Here is a 19,900-nt window from a genome sequence, read left to right on the forward strand (position 1 = left end):
GATAACACAACAGGCCGGATCCCAGATCCGGCCTGTTGCATTTTGGGGAATGGCTGACTGCTGCCCGGTGGACGGGCTCAGCTCTTGCTGACCTGGGCACCCAGGCTGATGGGGAAGAGGCCGAGGAGCAGGCCAGCGCCGGACCCGATAAGGTGCGATTCGATATGCACCCTGGCCCCGATGAGGGCGGATACCGGGCTCTCTCCGGCGCTGTAGAAATCCACGCCCAGCTTGATGACGATACCCAGCAGCATGAGCCAGCCGGAGTGACGGCGATAGCGGATATCCTGCATGGCACCCCATACGAACAGACCGTGCAGCAGGCCGGAGAGGCCCATGTACCACAGGGTTTGCGGGCACCACCACCAGATCCCGAGCCCGACGGCGGCGCCGAGCAAGAGCAGCAGCACGGGCAGGCGCCACCCTGTCAGATACTCCTGGAACAGGCTGTAGAGTACCGCCAGCCCGCAGAGGTTGAGCAGCAGGTGCCATCCATTGGTGTGGGCCAGATTGCCTGTTATGATGCGCCACCCTTCGCCCTGGGCGATCAGGTCGCGTTCGAAGGCGAGTTGATGGTTCGGCACGGTGAAGAAGAGCAAGGCAGTGACGAGCGAAAGCGCGATGACCCAGAGCAGACCCGATTTTTCAGACAACATGAAACAGCCCAACGACAAAGAGAGCCGATACTGTACACGCTGTACCCGAGCCCTCAAAGCGTGCCTGTGCGATTATATCCGGCGGGTACCTCATCTCGCACCGCTCCACATCCTGCAACACCCCGGCGAGGTGGGACATCCCAAGGGGACGGCTGCGCTGCTGGCGGCGTCTCTCACCGATGTCCGCATCCACGTGGGGGAGGATTTTTCCGGCGACGAGGCGCTCAATGCCCTGCTGGCCGACCCCAAAGTACAGTGCTATCTGCTGTGGCCTGATGAGGATGCGATGACTCCGGCACAGGCGAGGTCGCACCTCGCACGCCATGCTGATGGGGGAGAGGCGAGGGCGCACTTCATTCTGCTCGATGGCACCTGGCGCAAGGCATACCGCATGCTGCACAGCTCGACGGCCCTGCTCGGGCTGCCGCGGATCACGCTCGGCGATCTTGCCGGGCAGTATTCCATTCGCAAAAAGCCGTTTCCCGGCGCCTTGTCGACCCTGGAGGCGGGCTACCATCTGTTATCCCAATGGGAGGGCGAGCCTGAGCGCTTCGCCCCTCTGATGACCCTTTTTACCCATTTGAACCGGCAGTGGCATGACTTTGCACAGGGTCGTCGCCGTTGAACTGCCCAGAGGAGTGATGAACGTGAAAAAAGCCGTCGTGGTATTCAGTGGAGGACAGGACAGCACCACCTGTCTGGCGCAGGCTCTGGCTCTTTATGACGAAGTGCACGCCATCACCTTCGACTATGGCCAGCGCCACCGGGCGGAGATAGAAACCGCGCGCCAGCTGGCCGGGGCGCTTGGCATTGCCGCCCACAAGGTGATGGACGTCACCATGCTGGGGGAGCTCGCCATCTCGGCCCTGACCCGGGACGATATTCCGGTGAGCGGTGAGCTGCAGGATAACGGCCTGCCCAATACCTTCGTACCGGGGCGCAACATCCTGTTCCTGACCCTGGCCTCCATTTACGCCTATCAGGTGGGCGCCGAGGCGGTGATCACCGGGGTGTGCGAGACCGACTTTTCCGGCTACCCCGATTGCCGCGACGAGTTCGTCAAGGCACTCAATCAGGCGGTCTCCCTGGGGCTGGATCGCGCCATTCGCTTCGAGACCCCCCTGATGTGGCTCGACAAGGCCGAGACCTGGGCACTGGCGGATCACTACGGTCACCTGGATACCGTGCGCCACCAGACCCTGACCTGCTATAACGGCATCCAGGGGGATGGCTGCGGGGCTTGTCCTGCCTGCGAGCTGCGCCGACGGGGGCTAGACCTCTATCTGGCCGACAGGGCAGCCATTGCGGCCCGGTTGTACAAGAAAACCGGGCTCGGTGAGAAAAGCGGAAGTTGAGCCTGTGCCGCGCCGGGCTTTGGGGTATAATCCGCGCCTTTTGTAGCCAGTCGTGATCAAGATGCACTATCCAATCAACGAGATCTTCCAGACCATCCAGGGGGAGGGGGTCTTCACCGGCCTGCCCGCCATCTTCGTTCGCCTGCAGGGCTGCCCGGTGGGTTGCCCCTGGTGCGACACCCGCCATACCTGGGTGGTGGATCCCGCCCGTGAGGTCGGGCGTGGCGAAGTGCTGGACAGATCCAACGAATCCGATGGCTGGAGCAAGATGAGCACCCACGACATCCTGGCCAGCTTCGATACCCTGGGATACCGGGCGCGCCACGTGGTGTTAACTGGTGGCGAGCCCTGCCTCTATGATCTGAACGAGCTCTCGTCGGCCCTGGTGGCGTCGGGTTACCAGGTGCAGATCGAGACCAGCGGTACCAGCGAGATCCTGACCCACGAACAGACCTGGGTGACCGTCTCCCCCAAGATCGGCATGAAAGGGGGATTGCCGGTGCTGGTGTCGGCCCTGGAGCGGGCCAACGAGATCAAGCACCCTGTAGCGACGGAGCGTCACATCGAGGAGCTCGACGCCCTGCTGGCGAGCGCCCGGCTGCGCGAGGATGTGGTGATCGCGCTGCAACCCATCAGCCAGAAACCCAGGGCCACCGAGCTGGCGATGGCGACTTGCATCGCCCGCAACTGGCGGCTCTCCATCCAGACCCATAAATACCTGAATATCGATTGATATGGACGGACTCGGTGATGAGAGGGTATTGCTAACCCTGGCGCAGAAGATGCCGTACGGGAAATATCGCGGGCGGCGCATCATCGATATTCCTGAACCCTATCTGGTATGGATGGCGCGCAGTGGCTTTCCGGCCGGCGCTCTGGGTCAATCTTTGGCACTGGCGTACGAGATAAAACTCAATGGGCTGGAGTCCATGATTATTCCCATTATTAACAGGATGTCAGAATGAGAATATATACGAGACAGGGTGACAAGGGGTTCACGCGTCTGGCCGATGGCACTTCCCTGGCCAAAGATGATCGACGTGTGGAAACTTATGGTGCCATCGACGAGCTGAATTCCCAGATAGGACTCTTGATGGCCGAAATACCCGCCGACGAGACGGTATTATTGGCCGAGCTGATATTGCTGCAGCAAGAGCTGTTTGATCTGGGCGGCGAGCTGGCCTTTTCCAGCGAGGCGCAAGAGGCCAGCCTCTGGCAGGTCAGCGAGAGCTGGACCCAGAGACTGGAGCAGCAGATCGATGCCTACAGCGCCCAGCTGCCGGTGTTGCGCAATTTCATTTTGCCGAGCGGATCGCGGGCGGCTGCCCAGGCCCACGTGGTACGTACCCTGACCCGCCGCTGCGAGCGCTTGCTGCTGGGGCTGAGCCGGGAAGAGCGGGTGAACCCGGCTGTCCTGCCTTACCTGAATCGGCTAAGTGACTGGTTTTTCACGGTGGCCAGATATCTGCTGGTCTCGCAGGGCATCCCTGAAGTGCTCTGGGTTAAGGCCGCAGAGCGGCGCTGAAGGGCAGACTCTGGCAATAAAAAACCTCGCCTGGCGAGGTTTTTTATTTGGCGGGGAAGGGCATTCACGCTCAGATGGCAAAGTCTTCCACGGACTTGCCTTCGGCCACGGCCTTGGCAATGACGGAGGGCATGCGACCCTGGCCGGTCCAGGTCTTTTCCACGCCATTATCGAGATAACGATATTTGGCGGGACGGGGGGCGCGTTTGCCTTTGCTGGCCTTGGGGCTGTCGATGGCGGCCGTGGTCACCAATTCAGCCGGATCGATTCCCGCGGCTTTCAGCATTTCGGCGTATTCGGCAATTTTCTTTTGATGTTCTTCGCGGGCCTGGCGTTCGGCAGATTCATCCTGTTGACGCTCAGCGACCACGGCGGAGAGTTTCTCCAATCCCTCTTCCAGCTGTTCCAGCGTCAATTCACGGCAAGTTGCCCGCAGGCTACGGATATTCAACAGTACTTTCAAAAACTCGTTCATATTGGCTACCACGCGAGCAGAATATTATGGAGGGGAAGATGTTTTTCGGTAATTTATAGGGGGGCTTGGCATCAAGTCAAGTCTACCGAAATAATTAATTAGGCTGATAAATTAAGAAGCGTAAATATTCTTGAAGATATATTTATCCTGTTGGATGTGTTCATTTCCGAAAGAGCCCCTGATAGACAAAAATGTCGTCAATGGCCATGATGGCGAACCATTTGACTACCATTTCCCCTTGTTTTGCCATAGCTGCCTTGAAATTTAATCAAAAAACTTGCTATCACCCGGTGGCTCGATAAAATGTGCCGCGAATACCTTTAAGTAGAGGCGCGCTGCCTATGACTACTCGTGCGGAGGGTGATGCCGATGATGCACAAGGAAAGGAGTCAGCGCCGAAGTGACCAGGCCATCATACCGGGTTGCTGGTTCTGCATCTAATAGGTGCAGGACTGCCATAGTCATCCACTATGGAGCGCTACCTGAAGGGGCTGAGGAGTATGACCTCCCCATGGGTTTTGTTTCTTTGATCCTCTCGGTAGATCTCCACCTGTTGTCTTTAGGTGCAAAGAGATCATGGACATCGTTCACTTCGCCGACTCCGGTTGGTCCGTCGTTCCCCCCTTGCTGGCCGTCGCCCTGGCGATCATCACCCGCCGCGTCCTGGTGTCGCTGGGGGTGGGCATAGTCGCAGGCAGCCTGCTGCTGAACCAGTTTTCTCCTCTCGACTCCCTGCATTACATGCTGAACACAGTGCTGAAGATCTTCTGGGTCGACGGTGCGCTCAATCGTGACAACGTCAACATGATCATCTTCATGTTGCTGCTCGGTGGCCTCATCAGCCTGATGAGCGTCTCCGGGGCGACCCGGGCCTTTGCAGAGTGGGCCGAGCGCCGCGCCAAGACCCGCAAGGGGGCCAAGACGCTCACCGGTCTGATGGTGTTTGCCTTCTTCATCGATGACTTCTTCCACAGCCTGTCGGTGGGGGCCATCTGTCGTCCGGTGACCGATCGCTTCCAGATCTCCCGCGCCAAACTGGCCTATCTGCTGGACTCCACCGCCGCACCGGTCTGCGTGCTGATGCCCATCTCCTCCTGGGGGGCCTACATCATCGCCCTGGTGGGGGGCATCATGGCGGCTCACGGTCTGACCGAGCAGAGCCCCATCTCGGCCTTCGTGGAGATGATCCCCATGAATCTCTATGCCGTGTTTACCCTGATCATGGTGCTGGTGGTGATCGCCTTCCAGCTCGATATCGGCCCCATGCGCCAGCACGAGCAGTGGGCCCTGGAGGGCAAGCTGTGGGATGAGTCCAAGGGCCGTCCCATCGGTCTGGACATGGAGAGCCCGGAAGAGAGCAATGGCGGCATGATTGACATGGTGCTGCCGATCCTGACCCTGACCCTGGCTACCGTCTATTTCATGATCGACTCCGGTGCCACCGTGCTGGCCGACAAGGGGCTGCCGTTCAGCGTGCTCGGCTCCTTCGAGAACACCAATGTGGGTTCTTCCCTGGTCTATGGCGCCCTGTGCAGCCTGGTGGTCTCCATCGGCCTGGCCATGCGCCTGAAGCTGGGCGCCAGCAACTGGATGAAGGCAGCGCCGCAAGGGATCATGGCGATGCTGCCGGCCATCAACATCCTGCTGTTTGCCTGGACCATTGGCGCCGTGGTGCGCGACGTGGAGACCGGCAAGTACCTGGCTTCCCTGGCCAATGGCAACCTGCCCGTCGAAGTACTGCCTGCCGTGGTCTTCGTGCTCTCCTGCGCCATGGCGTTTGCCACCGGCACCAGCTGGGGCACCTTCGGCATCATGCTGCCGCTTGCCGGCGACATGGCAGCGGCCAGCGATGCGGCCCTGATGCTGCCCATGCTGGCGGCCGTGCTGGCGGGCTCGGTGTTCGGCGATCACAGCTCGCCCATCTCCAGCACCAGCATACTGTCGGCCACTGGCGCCGGTTGCCATCACATCGATCACGTGATGACGCAGCTTCCCTATGCGCTGGCTGTCGCCTTCGGTGCCGCCCTCGGCTACCTGGTGATGGGGCTGATGCATTCTGTGCTGGCCGGCTTCACCGTCAGTGCGCTCTGGTTCCTGATATTCTCTGGCTACCATTTGCGCAAAACCCGGCAGCATCGCGCGCTGGCCGTCGCATAAGAGCACAAGGGGCCTTCGGGCCCCTTGGTTTTGGCGGGGGCTTTCGTTAGCATGCGCCCCATCATTCCCCTTTCGGAACTCCATCATGGCTTCACTGCACTACAAATTTGCCACCATGAATTCAGGCAAATCGACCCAGCTCATCCAGGCTCATTTTAACTATCTGGAGCGCGGCATGGTTCCGCTGGCCATGACCCCGGCCATCGACGATCGTTTCGGGCTCGGGGTCATCAGTGCCAGGGTAGGGCTGGAGCTGAGGGTGGAAGTCTTCAGCGACACCTGCGATCTGTTCGAGATGGTCAAGGCGCGTCACGCCGAGCGTCACATTGATGTCTTCATCGTGGACGAGGCTCAGTTCCTGACCCGTGAACAGGTCTATCAGCTCGCTCGCATCGTCGATGAGCAGGACATCCCGGTGATCGCCTACGGCCTCAAGACCGATTTTCGTGGCGAACTCTTCCCCGGCTCCTACCACCTGCTCTGCCTGGCCGACAAGTTCGAGGAGCTGAAAAGCATCTGCTGGTGCGGCAACAAGGCCCACATGAACTCTCGCGTCAATGAAGCAGGGCAGGTGATGCGTGATGGCGAGCAGGTGGAGATCGGCGGCAACGATCGCTATGTGTCGCTCTGCCGCAAGCACTATCTGGAGGGGCGGGCTTTCAAGTAACCCGTGGCTGATGCGTGCAACGTGAACAAGAAAGGCGCCAATATGGCGCCTTTCTTGTTTCTGACGGTTCAGTCGATCTCGATATCGACGGGGGCGATGATGGGATCGGCCACCGGCAGGCGGTGGAACAGCTGGCGAAAATGCTGCTGCACCCGGCCTATGTCCACCAGGGACATGCCGGAGGCGAAGCCGAACCAGACGTAGAGGCCGGTGAGATCCCGGAACATGGGGGGCAGGTAGCGGGGAGCATCGATGAGCCCCTCCAGATAGTGCTGGTAGAGCACCGGGATGTCGTCCAGGGTCACCTTGCCGACGAACAGCATGGGCAGGATCTCGGGCACCCCCTCCAGCACGGCGCTGCGGATGAAGTTGACCGTCTCCACATAGCCCTTCACATAGGAGAGATCCTTGGTGAAGCAGGCACCGCCGGCCACCATGCCACCGCGAAAGACCCGTTGGGTGATCTTGTAGGCATCGTGTTCGCTGGCCCCCTTGTCCACAAAATGGCGGAACACCTCGATGAAGTCGGCGCCGCGCTCCGCCATATCGATGGCCATGACCCGATCCGAGATGCGCTTGGCCCTGTCCGGGAAGGAGCTGAAGGTGAGGGTCTCGATGAGCACGGCGAGCCCCTCCTGGCAGGCGGTGATGCGCGGCGAGCCGGCGCCGAGCCAAGTGGCGTAGGATTGCTGACGACCGTTCAAGGTGGTGCCCACGTGGACCCAGCCCTCGTGCACCTCCAGCACCTGCAGATCGAGCTCCGAGAAGCGGGCGTGGGAGTTGAGCTTGATGTAATCCCCCCCGGCGGCGGCATCGGAGACGATGCCATCGCTGAGTTTCACCTGCACGGTGCCGTCGCTGAAGTAACTCGACAGTTTGCCCTGCAGCCTCGCCACCGCGGCGTCCCCCTCGAACTCCTTGGGGTAGGGGCGCACCAGATGACGGGCACCGGGCAGGGAGAAGATGTCGCACAGCCGCGCACCCAGCTCTTTCAGGGTCTTGCGATCCCCGCGCAGGTGATCGCTGGCGGAGCCGTAGAGCCGCTGGCTGTAGCGCTGGAAATCCGGTTGCCCGCGCTGGCGCAGCATCTCGATCACCACCATGTATTGATCCACCGTCTCTTGCAGGATCCGCCCCAGATCGTCCTGGGGCCCGAGGCGCCGGCGGATCCTGTCCCTCAGCTCCTTGAGCTCCAGATATTTGTTGCGAGGATCGAATCCCAGGGGGAGGGCGTGATAGAAGTCTGCGTCGATGGCGGGCAGCTCCCTCCCACCCTTGGCGAGAAAGTCGTTCTGCAGGTGGCGGGGCCATTTGATCGCATCCAGGATGCGGATGGGCTTTTGCAGGGCGAGCAGTTCATCCGAGAGGGATTTCAGGTGCAGGCGATACTTTTCTTGGATGGTCATCTGGCCTTCCATGGAGGCGGGGGGCTACGAGAATGGCTGAGTATAGGCACAGGGATTGTCAAAAAGAAGCGGGACCGCGGCTGATCCGGCCTGTGTGCTTTTGGTTGTCTGAAAATTGGTTTAGACTGCGCCCCTTGATCCCTATAGCGTCGTGGAAATGATGAATATCCCCAGCTCTGAAATGATAATGCGTTGGTTGCAGCAGGCCCGGATCGAGCACTATGTGTGCGATCAGTGCCACGGCATCCACATGGTCTCCCTGCAGTCCGTCGAGGGCATTCAGGAGAGCCGGATCTTCGTCGAAGAGGAAGGGCTGCTGTTTTCATCCGAGCTGGAAGTGCGCCCCTCATCCCTGCTGCCGCTGATGGCCGAGCTGGGGCGTCTCAACATGCAGTATCCCTCTCTCAAGGTGTTCCTCGACATCATCGACGACAACCTGCCGCGCCTCATCGTCGGTCACACCGTCTTTACCCGGGCGGGGCTCAGTGTCGAGCAGTTCCTGCTGTTCGTGGAGAGCACCACGTCTGCCACTCACGAAGTGGTGGCCGAATGCGAGCGTCTGGGCTTCCTGAACCTGCCGGAAATCCAGGTTGCGCCGGAGTCCGTGCACTGATTTGTGCGTTTTATGTGCGAACGGTTCGCTGCGGCCAAAAAGCCGTTGACGGCGGCGGGGCTTTCCCCTACATTACGCCCCGTTCCAGCGCAACCGCGCAACGAACACCGTGTTGGCTGAGCACGTTAAACCACAGACCAAAATTTGGTGAGGTGTCCGAGTGGCTGAAGGAGCACGCCTGGAAAGTGTGTATACGGCAACGTATCGAGGGTTCGAATCCCTCCCTCACCGCCAAATTGCAAAAAACCGACCTGATGGTCGGTTTTTTGCTTTGGGGAAGAATCATCAGCTCATCTCGAAGAGGGAGGGTGAGAACCCTCGCCGGGCTCGAGCAGAGCAACTTGCTGTGATGAACGGCCAGAGGCCGCCCAGAAGGGGTGAGTCACGCAGTGGCGGAATTATCCCTCCCTCACTGCCAAATAAAGCAAAAGGCCCCGTCGCAAGACGGGGCCTTTTGCTTTATCCGATGATGAGTGGCTCGGTTCGAACCCTGTTCGACAGGCGGGCAGGATAGCCCGCCTGTGCAGCCAGAGGTCGCCCACGGGGCAAACGCCAGGGAGGGGCGAGTCAATCCTGTCTGGGAAGCTCACTTCAGAAGGGTCCACTCAGGTGGGCCCTTTTCGCATCTCGCTCAGAACTTCGGGAGGGTGAGAACCCTCGCCGGGTTCGTGCAGAGTAGCTGGCTGCGATGAACGGCCGGGGGCCGCCCCGAAGGAGTGAGTCACGCAGTGGTGAATCATTCCTCCCTCACCGCCAGGCTTTACCCTGAAGGGTCTTTTGCTCTCAGCCTTTCCGCCGCCTTGCCCGTTGCTCTCGTTATCGCCTCAGTCTGGAGACATAGGGGATATTCCGGTACTTGTGCTCCCAGGGCAGGCCGTAGCCCACCAGCAGGTCATCGCTCGTCATTTCGTAGGCATAAAACTGCTCGGCGGGGATCGCCACGCGCCCCGGTTTGACAAACAGGGTCGCGATGGACAGCGAGCGTGGCGCGAACGCCTGCAGATGTGCGACCAGCCGCTTCATGGTGCCGCCCGATTCGATGGCGTCGTCCATCAGGATGACGTCTCTGCCCCGGATGCCGACATTGTCGTGAAAGACGATGGGGGAGGCATTATGGCGCTCCCCCGGAGTGTGGGGGCAGGAGATATAGTCCATGGCGACATCAAAGCGCAGCGCCCTGACGACATCGGCGGTAAAGAGCATGCCGCCCGGCACCACGGTGATCACCACCGCCTCCGTGAATCGCTCGTTGAGCCGCTTGGCGATGACCTCGACGCCGAGCGCAATGTCCTCGGTTTTCAATACCACGTCGCCGAAAACAGGGTATCTCATGATCCCTCCTGACAGAGTGCTGAAAGAGGGGCCGTCTGCGGTGTCAGTAGGTTGCGCCGGGGCCGCCGGCTGGAGAGTGTGGACAACATGGGGTCTCCTTGAATGACAATCGAAAGAGGGGGCTGTGCCTGGGATCCTCCGAGCGAGGAGGTCATGCTATGATCATATCGTTCAAATATGAACATAAATGATCTTGTTTTTGTTTGTGTGTGTTCATTGTGGCGATATGATGACCGCGGTCAGAATGGATACATCCGAGGTAACAGCATGATCAAACTCATCATCACGGACATGGACGGCACCTTCCTCAATAGCAGGGGGGATTACAACCGAGCCCTGTTCGCCGAGGTGGTGGCCGCCATGGCACAGCAGGGGATACATTTTGCGCCCTGCACGGGAAAACAGGTCGACCGGGTCGAGGAGCTGCTGGGGGCGCAGAGCGCGAATTTCTGGATCCTGGGAGACAGTGCCACCCGCATCAAGCACCAGGGGCGCTACGTCTATCAGTCACTGCTGGGCAACGCCCTGGGCCAGGCCATCATCCGTCGGTTGGAGCGTCTGCCGGGCGAGCATATCGTCATCGCCTGCACGGCGGCCTGCGCGGCGATCCGGGAGGAGGTGCCGGATCATCTGAAAGCCCTGGTGCGCCGCTCCTACACCCAGGTGCAGACGGTCGCCGATTTTGGCGACATTACCGCGGACTTTGTGAAGATCACCGTCTATGACGAGCAGGGCCGCTGCCTGGATCTGCGGGGCCAGCTTGACGAGTTTGATGACGAGGCCTACATAGTGGCGTCCGACAAGCAGTGGATAGACATCGCCAATGCCGGCGTGCACAAGGGGACAACGGTGGCCAGGTTGCAGCAGCTGGTCGGCGCCGGTCGCCATGAGACCCTGGTCTTTGGCGACGGGCTCAATGACATCGAGCTGATGGAGTGCGCCGACTTCAGCTTCGCCATGCGCAATGGCCACGACGAGACCAAGGACGCCGCCAATTTCATCACCCGCTCGAACGATGAAGACGCCGTCATGCACACCATCTTGCAACTGCTCGCACTGCAGCGGCAGGGGGCGTGAGACGGCCTGGCGATGATCGCCCGGCCATTACAAGGGAACATCATGGACAAGTATTCACCGGAGGAGCGACGGCTCCTCATTCTGGATCTGCTGGCCGCGCACCATAAGGTGATGGCGGCGGAGCTGGCGGAGCCGCTGGGCACCACGGAGGCGACCATCAGGCGGGATCTGCGCTATCTGGCCGATGAGGGGCGCTGCAAGCGCATCCACGGTGGCGCCATCTCCCTGTCGCCCCAGACGGGGACCCTGACCGAGCGCAGTACCCAGCATGTGGCACAGAAGCAGGCGCTGGCCGTGGCCGCCCTGAGCCTGGTCAAGCCGAACCAGCTGATCTTCCTGGATGCCAGCAGCACCCACCTGCTGCTGGCCTCCCTCATGCCGGAGCACCAGAGCCTGACGGTGGTGACCAACAGCCCGGCCATCGCCTGCCGGCTGCTGGAGAGACCCGGCATCAGGACCATCCTCCTCGGTGGCGAGCAGGATCCGCTGGTCGGCGGGGCCGTCGACATCACGGCGGCCGAGACCATCAACAAGTTCCGCTTCGACCTCGGCTTCCTGGGGGTCTGTGCCTGGTCCTCGGATCTTGGCTTCAGCGCCGTGCATTACCAGGACAGCGAGTTCAAGCGCCGGGTCGCGGAGCGTTGCGGTTCGCTGGCGGTGCTGTGCAATGACGACAAGCTGGAGTCTCTGGCCTCCTATCCCTTCCTGCACGCCGCGGATCTCGACTACCTGATCTGCACCCGGCAGGATCCCGCCCTGCTCAAGGCTCTCGAAAGGGAGGGCTGCACCGTCATTACCGCCGGCTGACGCCGGGCCCGGCCGTGCCGCCGCGAGAAGAGCGGGGAGAGGCAGGGGCTGGAAGCGGCCCATAAAAAACGCCCCGTTCCCGGGGCGTCGGGAACGGGGCGCCTGTCAGCGTCTTCAGGCGAGGTCGAAGCGATCCAGGTTCATCACCTTGGTCCAGGCCGCCACAAAGTCCTTCACGAACTTCTCCTTGGCATCCGTACTGGCGTACACCTCGGCCAGGGCGCGCAGCTGGGAGTTGGATCCGAACACCAGATCGACCCGGGAGCCGGTCCACTTGACCTTGCCGCTCTGGCGATCACTGCCTTCATAGACACCCGGGCTGCCCGCCGCTGGCTTCCACTCCGTGCCCATGTCGAGCAAGTTGACGAAGAAGTCGTTGGAGAGGGTGCCCGGGGTGGCGGTAAAGACCCCGTGGCAGTTGCCCGCGTTGGTGCCGAGCACCCGCATGCCACCCACCAGTACCGTCATCTCCGGCGCGCTCAGGGTGAGTAGCTGCGCCTTGTCGATCAGCATGGCCTCCGCGAAGCCCGCGCACTCGCCCGCGTAGTTGCGGAACCCGTCGGCGAGGGGTTCGAGCACGGCGAAGGAGTCGACATCCGTCTGGGCCTGTGAGGCATCCATCCGGCCGGGGGCGAAGGGCACCGTCACGGCGACACCGGCCAGCTTGGCGGCCTGCTCGACCCCCACGCCGCCCGCCAGCACGATGAGGTCGGCGAGGGATACCCGCTTGCCACCGGTGGCGGAGGCGTTGAAGGCTTGCTGGATCCCGTCGAGGGCCTGCAGCACCTTGGCGAGCTGGGCCGGCTGGTTGACGGCCCAGTCCTTTTGCGGGGCGAGGCGGATGCGGGCACCGTTGGCGCCGCCACGCTTGTCGGAGCCGCGGAAGGTGGAGGCAGAGGCCCAGGCGGTCGACACCAGCTCGGCTACCGACAGGGAGGCCGCCAGGATCTTCTCCTTGAGCACGGCCACGTCCTTGTCATCGATCAGGGGATGATTGACGGCGGGGATGGGGTCTTGCCAGATCAGCTCCTCTTTGGGCACTTCCGGCCCCAGGTAGCGGGCGATGGGGCCCATGTCGCGGTGGGTCAGCTTGAACCAGGCCCGGGCGAAGGCATCGGCGAAGGCCTGCGGATCCTCGTAGAAGTGGCGGGAGATCTTGCCGAACTCGGGGTCAAAGCGCAGGGTCAGGTCGGTGGTGAGCATGGTCGGCTTGTGGAACTTGCCGGGGATGTGCGCATCGGGAATGATCTCGGGCGCATCCTTGGCCACCCATTGCTTGGCGCCGGCCGGCGACTTGGTCAGCTCCCATTCGTACTTGAACAGGTTCTCGAAGAAGTTGTTGCTCCACAGGGCCGGGGTCTTGGTCCAGGTCACCTCGAGGCCGCTGGATACGGTGTCCTTGCCGTGGCCGCTGCCGTAATTGCTCATCCAGCCGAGGCCCTGGGCCTCCAGGGGGGCTGCCTCCGGCTCGGGCCCCTTGTGGGATTCCGGCGCGGCGCCGTGGGCCTTGCCGAAGGTGTGACCGCCGGCGATGAGGGCCACCGTCTCTTCATCGTTCATTGCCATGCGACCGAAGGTGGAGCGGATGTCCTTGGCCGCCTCCATGTAGTCGCCGCTGGCATTGGGGCCTTCCGGGTTCACATAGATGAGGCCCATGTGGGTGGCGCCGAAGGGGGCGGTGAGCTCGCGGTCCCCCTTGACCCGATCCGGGTCGACCCCGAGCCAGGCGATTTCATCCCCCCAGTTCACGTCCTGATCCGGCTCCCACACGTCCTGGCGACCACCGCCGAACCCGAAGGTGCGGAATCCCATGCTCTCCAGGGCGACGTTGCCGGCGAGGATCAAGAGATCGGCCCAGGAGATCTTGTTGCCGTATTTCTGCTTGATGGGCCAGAGCAGGCGGCGCGACTTGTCGATGTTGACGTTGTCCGGCCAGCTGTTGAGCGGAGCGAAGCGCTGCTGACCGCGACCGCCACCACCACGGCCGTCTGTGGTGCGATAGGTGCCCGCGGCGTGCCAAGTCATGCGGATAAACTGGGGGCCGTAGTGACCGAAGTCCGCCGGCCACCACTCCTGGGAATCTGTCATCAGTTGGACCAGGTCTTTCTTGAGGGCCTTGTAGTCGAGGCTCGCGAAGGCCTTGGCGTAGTCGAAATCCTTGCCCATGGGGTCGGAGCTGGTGGAATGCTGGTGCAGCAGATCCAGCCGCAACTGGTTCGGCCACCAATCACGATTGGTTCTGCCGACGCCGGCGGTGTGGTTGAAGGGGCATTTGCTTTCTTCACTCATCTCGGTCTCTCCTTGGAGGGCATGTACATTGCTGACAACTTAGTATGGAAACATTTCTACCGCGCGGTGAGGCACCATGAGGCGGTTTTCCTCTCGCCACGGCGGGCAATCTTTTAATTACTCCTTGTTTTTCAAATAATTGATTGATTTTGATGGGGATGGATTACGAAAAGATGAATCACGGCCATCGAGTTTGGCGATCTGCCGTGACCCTGTTTCGGCGGGGTCTGGGATATTATTGATTTATTTATCTATATCATGGGCGCCAGCCCCGAAATTTGCGCTGTGTCATGGCATGCCGGTATCACGGGCTCTGGCTGGTGCTTTCGTCCATTTCTGTGACCCAGGCACTCGAGCCGCATCACCCGGCCTGACGACGGTATAAAGCGTAGAGGGATAATGGATACATGTGGGGAAGGGGGCCAAGACAGGCCGGCCGCGTTTCCTGGAGGTGCCGCCAGGGAGTGAGAGAGAAGAGCGCTAAGAGTTCAAATCGGTGGAAAGAGAGAAAGGAGAAAGCGAGAAGAGTGTAAAAACAAAAAGACCGGCACTGGGCCGGTCAAGGCGACACAGCAGTGTCGCATCATCAGGTTGTGGGCAACCTGGGGGAATAATGGGGTGGCTGATGGGGCTCGAACCCACGACAACCGGAATCACAATCCGGGACTCTACCAACTGAGCTACAGCCACCACTGAAATCTGCCGTCAATGTGCGCTTATTATAACGCCGCGACATTGATGGCGCGCCCTGCAGGATTCGAACCTGCGACCCACGGCTTAGAAGGCCGTTGCTCTATCCGACTGAGCTAAGGGCGCGTTGTATCAAGAAATCCGGAGGACTTCCCGATGAACCTGGTCGGTGATAAAGGATTCGAACCTTTGACCCTCTGGTCCCAAACCAGATGCGCTACCGGGCTGCGCTAATCACCGAAAATTCACCGTCCAGCATACCGGGGACGGTACGACTGGGCAACGGGCGGGCATCATACCCAAGCGCCAAAGTCAGCGTCAACGACTTTTTCCGCCAGTAAATTCAAGTGCCTACTTATTGCCCGTCAGGCGAGAGCTGCTAACACCCGCGCCAAAAAAATGCGACAATGCGCGCAGTTGAACACATGGTGAGTGAAGAACGATGTCTGCCAAAATCATTGATGGAAAACAGGTTGCGCAAACGATTCGCAATCAGGTCGCAGCGCAAGTCCAACAGCGGTTGGCTCAGGGGAAGCGGGCACCGGGTCTGGCGGTGATCCTGGTGGGGCTGGATCCGGCGTCCCAGGTCTATGTGGGCAGCAAGCGTCGTGCCTGTGAAGAGGTGGGCTTTGTCTCCCGCTCCTATGACCTGAGTGCCACGGCCACTCAGGAGGAGTTGCTGGCGCTGATCGATCAGCTCAACGGGGATCCGGAAGTGGATGGCATCCTGGTGCAGCTCCCCCTGCCGGCCCACTGCGACACTACCCAGGTGCTGGAGCGGATCCGTCCCGACAAGGACGTGGATGGCTTCCACCCCTACAACGTGGGTCGCCTGGCCCAGCGCATCCCGGCGCTGCGCCCCTGCACCCCCAAGGGGATCATGACCCTGATCGAGACCACCGGCGTCAAGACCCACGGTCTGCATGCGGTGGTGGTCGGGGCCTCCAACATAGTGGGACGCCCGATGACGCTGGAGCTGCTGCTGGCGGGCTGCACCACCACGACCTGTCACCGTTTCACCCAGGATCTGGAGACCCAGGTGCGCCGGGCCGATCTGCTGGTGGTGGCGGTGGGCAAGCCCAACTTCATTCCGGGGGAGTGGGTCAAACCGGGCGCCCTGGTGATCGACGTGGGCATCAACCGCCTGGCGGACGGCTCCCTGGTGGGGGACGTGGAGTATGAAACGGCGCGCAATCACGCCGCCTTCATCACCCCGGTGCCGGGGGGCGTGGGGCCCATGACGGTGGCCAGCCTGATGGAGAATACCCTGAGCGCCTGCCAGGACTATCACGACGCCTGAGCCAGTGTGTCGGCCTGGGTGAACAGGGTCGGCGACATAGCCAAGCAGACAAGAGAAAGGGAAGGCCTGGCCTTCCCTTTTTTATTGCGCGGCGCCTTTTGAGCGTGGCGACTGGGGTCAGATCAGGGCCAGGGCGGCGGCCAGGTCGGCGATCAGATCGTCCGCATCCTCCACTCCGATGCTGAAGCGGATGAGATCGTCATTGACCCCGGCGGCGAGGCGGCTCGCCTCGTCCATGGCGGCGTGGGTGGTGCTGGCCGGATGGCAGGCCAGGCTCTCGAGATCCCCCAGGCTCACCGCCTGCACGAACAGCTGCAGGTTGTCGAGCAGGGTGGCGCAGCGCGCAAAGCCCCCCTCCAGCTCGATGCTCACCATGCCGCCAAAACCGCTGGCGAAGGCGCCGAGGGCGTCGTGGCCAGGATGGTTCACAAGCCCAGGGTAGATGACCTTCTTCACCGCCGGGTGGGCGGCCAGGAAGTCGGCCACCTTCTGGGCGTTGTGCAGGTGGGCATCCATGCGCAGGGGCAAGGTCTTGACCCCACGCTGCAGCAGGTAGGCCTCCTGCGGGCCTATGGGGGAGCCGATGTGCTTGAGGGCCACGGTGCGCACCGACTTCATCAGCGCATGAGAGCCGGCCACCACCCCGGCGATGATGTCGCCGTGGCCGCCCAGGTACTTGGTGCCGCTGTGCATCACCAGATCGACCCCGAGCTCCAGGGGACGCAACAGGTAGGGGGTGAGGAAGGTGTTGTCACACACCGTGATGGCGCCCACCTTGCGGGCCGCCTCCACCACCACTCTCGGATCCACCACCTTGAGGGTGGGGTTGGTCAGGGTTTCGAACAGTACCACCTTGGTGCCAGAACGGATGTTGGCCAGCAGATCCTGATCGCTCTCGTAGGCGGTGATCTTGATGCCGGCACGGCTGAAGGTCTGCTTGAGAAACGCATCGGTGCCGCCGTAGAGGGGGCCGATGTAGGCCACTTCATCACCGCTGTCGGCCAGGGCGTACATGATGGCGCTCACCGCCGCCATGCCGCTTGCCACCACCAGGGCCTCGTCGGCCCCCTCCAGCGCCGCCAGCTTCTGCTCCAGCTCGGCGGTGGTGGGGTTGCCAAAGCGGCTGTAGATGAAACCGGGGGCCTGACCGGCGAAGCGCTCCTTGCCCGTCTGGGCATTGAAGTAGCTGAAGGTGCTGCTCTGGTAGAGCGGGGTGGTGAGGGCGCCGGTCTGGGGATCGATCCGCTGGCCGCTGTGCACGCTCATGGTCTTGAATTTCATCGTGTTACTCCGTCATTGCCAGGCCGTGGCCCAACTGCTTGTGTCATGGATTGGCGGGGCGCCGCGGCGTCCCGCCCTGTCATCAATATGGCAAATTCAGGCGGGCTCGGGTTCGGCCCGCACGCTGCCTGCCGTCCGTTCACGGCCCTGCGCCATCGGGGCGCCATAGTGGCGGGCCGCCACATCCGGGTGGGAGCGCAGCCTCCCCTTGAGCACGTTCTCCCCCACCTGATAGAAGAGCGGGTTGGCGGGATCGCTCTGGGGTCCTTCGGCCAGTGCCGCCAGCTCGGGGGAGAGCGACAGCAGCGGCACGGTGGCATCGAGCCTGGCCGCCATGAAGAAGGCGCAGGAGAGGCGCGATACCCCGGGCGGCGGGCTCACCACCCGGTGCAGGGTGGCCTTGAGGTAGCCGTCGGACGCCAGCTCCAGCAGCTCGCCGATGTTGACCACCAGGGCCCCCGGCACGGGCGGCGCCGGGATCCAGCCGTTCGCCGTCTCCACTTCGAGCCCGGAGTGTTCGTCCTGCATCACCAGGGTCAGGTAGCCGGGATCCTTGTGGGCGCCGACCCCCTGACCGCTACCACCCGCCTCACGCCCCGGGTAGTGAATGAGCTTCATGTGCTGGTAGGGGGCACCGCGGATGCTCTCGTCGAACACCCCGGCCGGCTGCGCCAGCACCTCGGCGAAGGCGGCCAGCAGGGTGAGACTGATGTCGCTCAGCTTCTCCTGCCACGCCAGCAACTGCGCCTTCATCCCGGGCAGGGCGGCGGGCCACTGGTTGGGGCCGGTGAGCCGCTGCCAGGGCTGGGTCAGGGTGGCGGCGTCGAGGGCCGCCTCTTCGTTCATGATGTCGAACTGCTCCCGCAGATCCGGCCGCGCCCGGGTGAGCTCGGCCCCCACCTGGTTGTAGCCGCGAAAGTGGGGGGAGTGCACCATCTGCACCGCCAGCTTCTCCTGCGCAGGCAGGGCGAAGAAGCGGGCCGCGAGCGCCAGGGTCTCCCGCTGCGCCGATTCACTCAGACCGTGGCCCACCAGATAGAAGAAGCCCACCTCGCGGGCCGCCTTGCCGAGCCTGGCCAGCATCTGGCGGCGCGCGTCGGGGGCGCCCTGGAGGGCGGCGAGATCGATGATCGGCAGCGATGGGTATGTCATGGGCATCTCCTCATGTTCCGGGGGCGTGACCTGTCAGCACAGGGGCGCCATATGGGTTGAGGGTGATGCTACTGTTCGGTGTTATAAGTATGAAGCAATAAATTATTCTTAGTTATATACAAAATTCGAAATAGAATTCGATGCCCATTCGGGGTGGCGGCCAGAACGCGGCCCGGGCCCATCTTGGCCGAATGAACTGGCCGAATGCACTGACCGAAGCAGTCGGCCGTCTGGCGGGAGCTTCTCGAAGGCGGGGTCAGGGAAGGGGGCCCGGGCGGCAAGATGGCAAGGGGACAAGGGCGGCCGGATGATCGAGCGACAGCACGCAAAGAGGGAGGCCCAGGCCTCCCTCTTTCTCATGGCGGGGACAGGCCCCTGATTGGCGGCGGTCCCCGTCGCCTTGCCGCAGGCGGCTCAATATCCCAGGGTAAAGCGCTGGCGCAGGTGGGCCGGCTTTTCCGCCTCGTTCAGCACGCCGTCCGCCAGATCCCCGACCGTGATGCCGGCGGGTTTGTCCCCGTCAAACAGCACCTGATCGGCGCCGAGCCGGTAGCCGCCGCGCTTCTCGCCGGGTTCTAGGAACACGGGCGGGGAGACGAAGCGCCAGTCGAGGGCGGCTTCACGGCGCAGGGCGGTGAGGCCGTCGCGAGCCGCCAGGGCCCCCTGTTTCCACTCGGCCGGGAAGTCCGGGGTATCCACCAGCTGCACGCCGGGGGCGATCTCCAGGCTGCCGGCACCGCCGACCACCAGCAGCCAGCGTTTGGCCGCGACGGCGGCAGCCACGATGGCGCTGGCGCCCTTGAGGTACTGGTCGTAGATGTCTGGCACTGTCCAGCCCGGGTTGTAGGCGCTGATCACCCGATCGTGTCCCTCGATGATCCCGGCCAGGGCCTGGCTGTCCTGGGCGTCCACCGCCACGGCGGTGACCTGCGGGTGGGGGGCAATCTTGCTGACGTCGCGCACGATGGCGGTGACGTGGTGGCCGCGGCTGACGGCCTCCTGGAGGATGGTGGAACCGACAAAACCGCTGGCACCGATCAGGGCAATTTTCATGGGGATTCTCCTTCACTGTTGGAATGAGGCTATCCTACGCCCCCGGATGTGATTTAATAATCCAC

At 62.2% G+C, this 19,900-nt stretch carries 19 protein-coding genes, 4 tRNA genes, 2 other RNA genes and 1 riboswitch; of the genes, 14 read left to right on the forward strand and 11 right to left on the reverse strand.

Annotated features, from left to right (window positions below):
- Positions 1-77: 77 nt before the first annotated feature.
- Entirely contained in the window at positions 78-656 is a 579-nt protein-coding gene (gene rrtA / locus J9885_RS15770; protein WP_245155447.1) for a rhombosortase, read from the reverse strand.
- Between rrtA and J9885_RS15775 the strand changes: the two genes are divergently transcribed.
- The 5 genes from J9885_RS15775 to J9885_RS15795 all read left to right on the forward strand — a co-directional run bounded on the left by J9885_RS15775 (position 622) and on the right by J9885_RS15795 (position 3,536).
- Positions 622-1,281: a tRNA-uridine aminocarboxypropyltransferase gene (locus J9885_RS15775; protein ID WP_210550000.1), complete on the forward strand. Its 660-nt coding sequence runs from the start codon at positions 622-624 to the stop codon at positions 1,279-1,281. The genes rrtA and J9885_RS15775 overlap by 35 nt on opposite strands.
- 22 nt (positions 1,282-1,303) lie before the next feature.
- Positions 1,304-2,011 carry a 7-cyano-7-deazaguanine synthase QueC gene (gene queC / locus J9885_RS15780; RefSeq protein ID WP_210550001.1) on the forward strand — a complete coding sequence of 236 codons (708 nt, stop codon included), beginning with the start codon at positions 1,304-1,306 and terminating at the stop codon, positions 2,009-2,011.
- Between the two features lie 61 nt (positions 2,012-2,072).
- Positions 2,073-2,744 carry a 7-carboxy-7-deazaguanine synthase QueE gene (queE, locus tag J9885_RS15785; protein ID WP_043760166.1) on the forward strand — a complete coding sequence of 224 codons (672 nt, stop codon included), beginning with the start codon at positions 2,073-2,075 and terminating at the stop codon, positions 2,742-2,744.
- Between the two features lies 1 nt (position 2,745).
- A complete protein-coding gene (locus J9885_RS15790) occupies positions 2,746-2,976 on the forward strand; it encodes a DUF3820 family protein (protein ID WP_210550002.1) in 231 nt (76 codons plus the stop codon).
- Positions 2,973-3,536 carry a cob(I)yrinic acid a,c-diamide adenosyltransferase gene (locus J9885_RS15795; protein WP_210550003.1) on the forward strand — a complete coding sequence of 188 codons (564 nt, stop codon included), beginning with the start codon at positions 2,973-2,975 and terminating at the stop codon, positions 3,534-3,536. Before J9885_RS15790 ends, J9885_RS15795 begins: the two co-directional genes overlap by 4 nt.
- A gap of 70 nt (positions 3,537-3,606) precedes the next feature.
- Here the strand turns inward: J9885_RS15795 and J9885_RS15800 are convergent, their stop codons facing one another.
- A complete protein-coding gene (locus tag J9885_RS15800; protein ID WP_043760023.1) occupies positions 3,607-4,011 on the reverse strand; it encodes an H-NS family nucleoid-associated regulatory protein in 405 nt (134 codons plus the stop codon).
- A 317-nt stretch (positions 4,012-4,328) separates the two neighbouring features.
- Positions 4,329-4,500, forward strand: a riboswitch (Lysine riboswitch).
- Positions 4,501-4,587: 87 nt separating this feature from the next.
- Here J9885_RS15800 and J9885_RS15805 point away from each other — a divergent pair.
- Together J9885_RS15805 and J9885_RS15810 are read left to right on the forward strand one after the other, a co-directional pair.
- Entirely contained in the window at positions 4,588-6,168 is a 1,581-nt protein-coding gene (locus tag J9885_RS15805) for a Na+/H+ antiporter NhaC family protein (protein ID WP_043760024.1), read from the forward strand.
- Between the two features lie 85 nt (positions 6,169-6,253).
- Positions 6,254-6,835: a thymidine kinase gene (locus J9885_RS15810; RefSeq protein WP_043760026.1), complete on the forward strand. Its 582-nt coding sequence runs from the start codon at positions 6,254-6,256 to the stop codon at positions 6,833-6,835.
- Positions 6,836-6,903: 68 nt separating this feature from the next.
- On the opposite strand, the gene J9885_RS15815 is transcribed toward J9885_RS15810, so the two are convergent.
- Positions 6,904-8,241 (reverse strand): flavohemoglobin expression-modulating QEGLA motif protein, encoded by a 1,338-nt coding sequence (locus tag J9885_RS15815; RefSeq protein ID WP_210550004.1) that lies wholly within the window; start codon positions 8,239-8,241, stop codon positions 6,904-6,906.
- 157 nt (positions 8,242-8,398) lie between these two features.
- Between J9885_RS15815 and J9885_RS15820 the strand changes: the two genes are divergently transcribed.
- The 4 genes from J9885_RS15820 (at position 8,399) to J9885_RS15835 (ending at position 9,610) form a co-directional block, all read left to right on the forward strand.
- Positions 8,399-8,854 carry a YbjN domain-containing protein gene (locus J9885_RS15820; RefSeq protein WP_197068463.1) on the forward strand — a complete coding sequence of 152 codons (456 nt, stop codon included), beginning with the start codon at positions 8,399-8,401 and terminating at the stop codon, positions 8,852-8,854.
- Between the two features lie 146 nt (positions 8,855-9,000).
- Positions 9,001-9,088 (forward strand) — tRNA-Ser (locus tag J9885_RS15825).
- 54 nt (positions 9,089-9,142) lie between these two features.
- Positions 9,143-9,272: non-coding RNA, RtT sRNA (locus J9885_RS15830), on the forward strand.
- A gap of 209 nt (positions 9,273-9,481) precedes the next feature.
- Positions 9,482-9,610, forward strand: a non-coding RNA gene (locus J9885_RS15835) — RtT sRNA.
- A gap of 60 nt (positions 9,611-9,670) precedes the next feature.
- Here J9885_RS15835 and J9885_RS15840 read toward each other — a convergent pair.
- Positions 9,671-10,186, reverse strand: coding sequence for a phosphoribosyltransferase family protein (locus tag J9885_RS15840; RefSeq protein ID WP_210550005.1), 516 nt, complete (start codon positions 10,184-10,186; stop codon positions 9,671-9,673).
- A 267-nt stretch (positions 10,187-10,453) separates the two neighbouring features.
- Between J9885_RS15840 and J9885_RS15845 the strand changes: the two genes are divergently transcribed.
- Together J9885_RS15845 and J9885_RS15850 are read left to right on the forward strand one after the other, a co-directional pair.
- Positions 10,454-11,263 carry an HAD family hydrolase gene (locus J9885_RS15845; protein WP_210550006.1) on the forward strand — a complete coding sequence of 270 codons (810 nt, stop codon included), beginning with the start codon at positions 10,454-10,456 and terminating at the stop codon, positions 11,261-11,263.
- A gap of 42 nt (positions 11,264-11,305) precedes the next feature.
- A complete protein-coding gene (locus J9885_RS15850; protein ID WP_210550007.1) occupies positions 11,306-12,070 on the forward strand; it encodes a DeoR/GlpR family DNA-binding transcription regulator in 765 nt (254 codons plus the stop codon).
- A gap of 114 nt (positions 12,071-12,184) precedes the next feature.
- Here J9885_RS15850 and katG read toward each other — a convergent pair whose 3' ends face one another.
- The 4 genes from katG to J9885_RS15870 form a co-directional block, all read right to left on the reverse strand.
- A complete protein-coding gene (gene katG, locus J9885_RS15855; protein WP_210550008.1) occupies positions 12,185-14,359 on the reverse strand; it encodes a catalase/peroxidase HPI in 2,175 nt (724 codons plus the stop codon).
- Positions 14,360-14,973: 614 nt separating this feature from the next.
- Positions 14,974-15,049: transfer RNA gene (locus tag J9885_RS15860), tRNA-His, on the reverse strand.
- Between the two features lie 49 nt (positions 15,050-15,098).
- Positions 15,099-15,175, reverse strand: a tRNA-Arg gene (locus J9885_RS15865).
- Positions 15,176-15,212: 37 nt separating this feature from the next.
- Positions 15,213-15,289, reverse strand: a tRNA-Pro gene (locus tag J9885_RS15870).
- Positions 15,290-15,491: 202 nt separating this feature from the next.
- Here J9885_RS15870 and folD point away from each other — a divergent pair.
- Positions 15,492-16,349, forward strand: a complete 858-nt coding sequence (folD, locus tag J9885_RS15875; RefSeq protein WP_043760043.1) for a bifunctional methylenetetrahydrofolate dehydrogenase/methenyltetrahydrofolate cyclohydrolase FolD — start codon at positions 15,492-15,494, stop codon at positions 16,347-16,349.
- A 117-nt stretch (positions 16,350-16,466) separates the two neighbouring features.
- Here the strand turns inward: folD and J9885_RS15880 are convergent, their stop codons facing one another.
- From J9885_RS15880 to J9885_RS15890, 3 genes are all read right to left on the reverse strand, one after another.
- Complete coding sequence (locus tag J9885_RS15880; protein WP_210550009.1) at positions 16,467-17,630, reverse strand: PLP-dependent aspartate aminotransferase family protein; 1,164 nt, start codon at positions 17,628-17,630, stop codon at positions 16,467-16,469.
- Positions 17,631-17,726: 96 nt separating this feature from the next.
- Positions 17,727-18,782, reverse strand: coding sequence for an isopenicillin N synthase family oxygenase (locus J9885_RS15885; protein ID WP_210550010.1), 1,056 nt, complete (start codon positions 18,780-18,782; stop codon positions 17,727-17,729).
- Between the two features lie 414 nt (positions 18,783-19,196).
- Positions 19,197-19,835, reverse strand: a complete 639-nt coding sequence (locus tag J9885_RS15890; protein WP_210550011.1) for an NAD(P)-dependent oxidoreductase — start codon at positions 19,833-19,835, stop codon at positions 19,197-19,199.
- Positions 19,836-19,900 lie beyond the last annotated feature (65 nt).

This window comes from Aeromonas sp. SrichE-2G, assembly GCF_017939565.1.
In the GTDB taxonomy this organism is placed as follows: domain Bacteria; phylum Pseudomonadota; class Gammaproteobacteria; order Enterobacterales; family Aeromonadaceae; genus Aeromonas; species Aeromonas taiwanensis.

Bases quoted from the DNA above. Each gene is read 5' to 3' on its own strand.
- J9885_RS15775 (WP_210550000.1), top strand. From the start codon at position 622: ATGACCCAGAGCAGACCCGATTTTTCAGACAACATGAAACAGCCCAAC.
- rrtA (WP_245155447.1), bottom strand. From the start codon at position 656: ATGTTGTCTGAAAAATCGGGTCTGCTCTGGGTCATCGCGCTTTCGCTC.
- queE (WP_043760166.1), top strand. From the start codon at position 2,073: ATGCACTATCCAATCAACGAGATCTTCCAGACCATCCAGGGGGAGGGG.
- J9885_RS15790 (WP_210550002.1), top strand. From the start codon at position 2,746: ATGGACGGACTCGGTGATGAGAGGGTATTGCTAACCCTGGCGCAGAAG.
- J9885_RS15795 (WP_210550003.1), top strand. From the start codon at position 2,973: ATGAGAATATATACGAGACAGGGTGACAAGGGGTTCACGCGTCTGGCC.
- J9885_RS15800 (WP_043760023.1), bottom strand. From the start codon at position 4,011: ATGAACGAGTTTTTGAAAGTACTGTTGAATATCCGTAGCCTGCGGGCA.
- J9885_RS15805 (WP_043760024.1), top strand. From the start codon at position 4,588: ATGGACATCGTTCACTTCGCCGACTCCGGTTGGTCCGTCGTTCCCCCC.
- J9885_RS15810 (WP_043760026.1), top strand. From the start codon at position 6,254: ATGGCTTCACTGCACTACAAATTTGCCACCATGAATTCAGGCAAATCG.
- J9885_RS15815 (WP_210550004.1), bottom strand. From the start codon at position 8,241: ATGACCATCCAAGAAAAGTATCGCCTGCACCTGAAATCCCTCTCGGAT.
- J9885_RS15820 (WP_197068463.1), top strand. From the start codon at position 8,399: ATGATGAATATCCCCAGCTCTGAAATGATAATGCGTTGGTTGCAGCAG.
- J9885_RS15840 (WP_210550005.1), bottom strand. From the start codon at position 10,186: ATGAGATACCCTGTTTTCGGCGACGTGGTATTGAAAACCGAGGACATT.
- J9885_RS15845 (WP_210550006.1), top strand. From the start codon at position 10,454: ATGATCAAACTCATCATCACGGACATGGACGGCACCTTCCTCAATAGC.
- J9885_RS15850 (WP_210550007.1), top strand. From the start codon at position 11,306: ATGGACAAGTATTCACCGGAGGAGCGACGGCTCCTCATTCTGGATCTG.
- katG (WP_210550008.1), bottom strand. From the start codon at position 14,359: ATGAGTGAAGAAAGCAAATGCCCCTTCAACCACACCGCCGGCGTCGGC.
- folD (WP_043760043.1), top strand. From the start codon at position 15,492: ATGTCTGCCAAAATCATTGATGGAAAACAGGTTGCGCAAACGATTCGC.
- J9885_RS15880 (WP_210550009.1), bottom strand. From the start codon at position 17,630: ATGAAATTCAAGACCATGAGCGTGCACAGCGGCCAGCGGATCGATCCC.
- J9885_RS15885 (WP_210550010.1), bottom strand. From the start codon at position 18,782: ATGACATACCCATCGCTGCCGATCATCGATCTCGCCGCCCTCCAGGGC.
- J9885_RS15890 (WP_210550011.1), bottom strand. From the start codon at position 19,835: ATGAAAATTGCCCTGATCGGTGCCAGCGGTTTTGTCGGTTCCACCATC.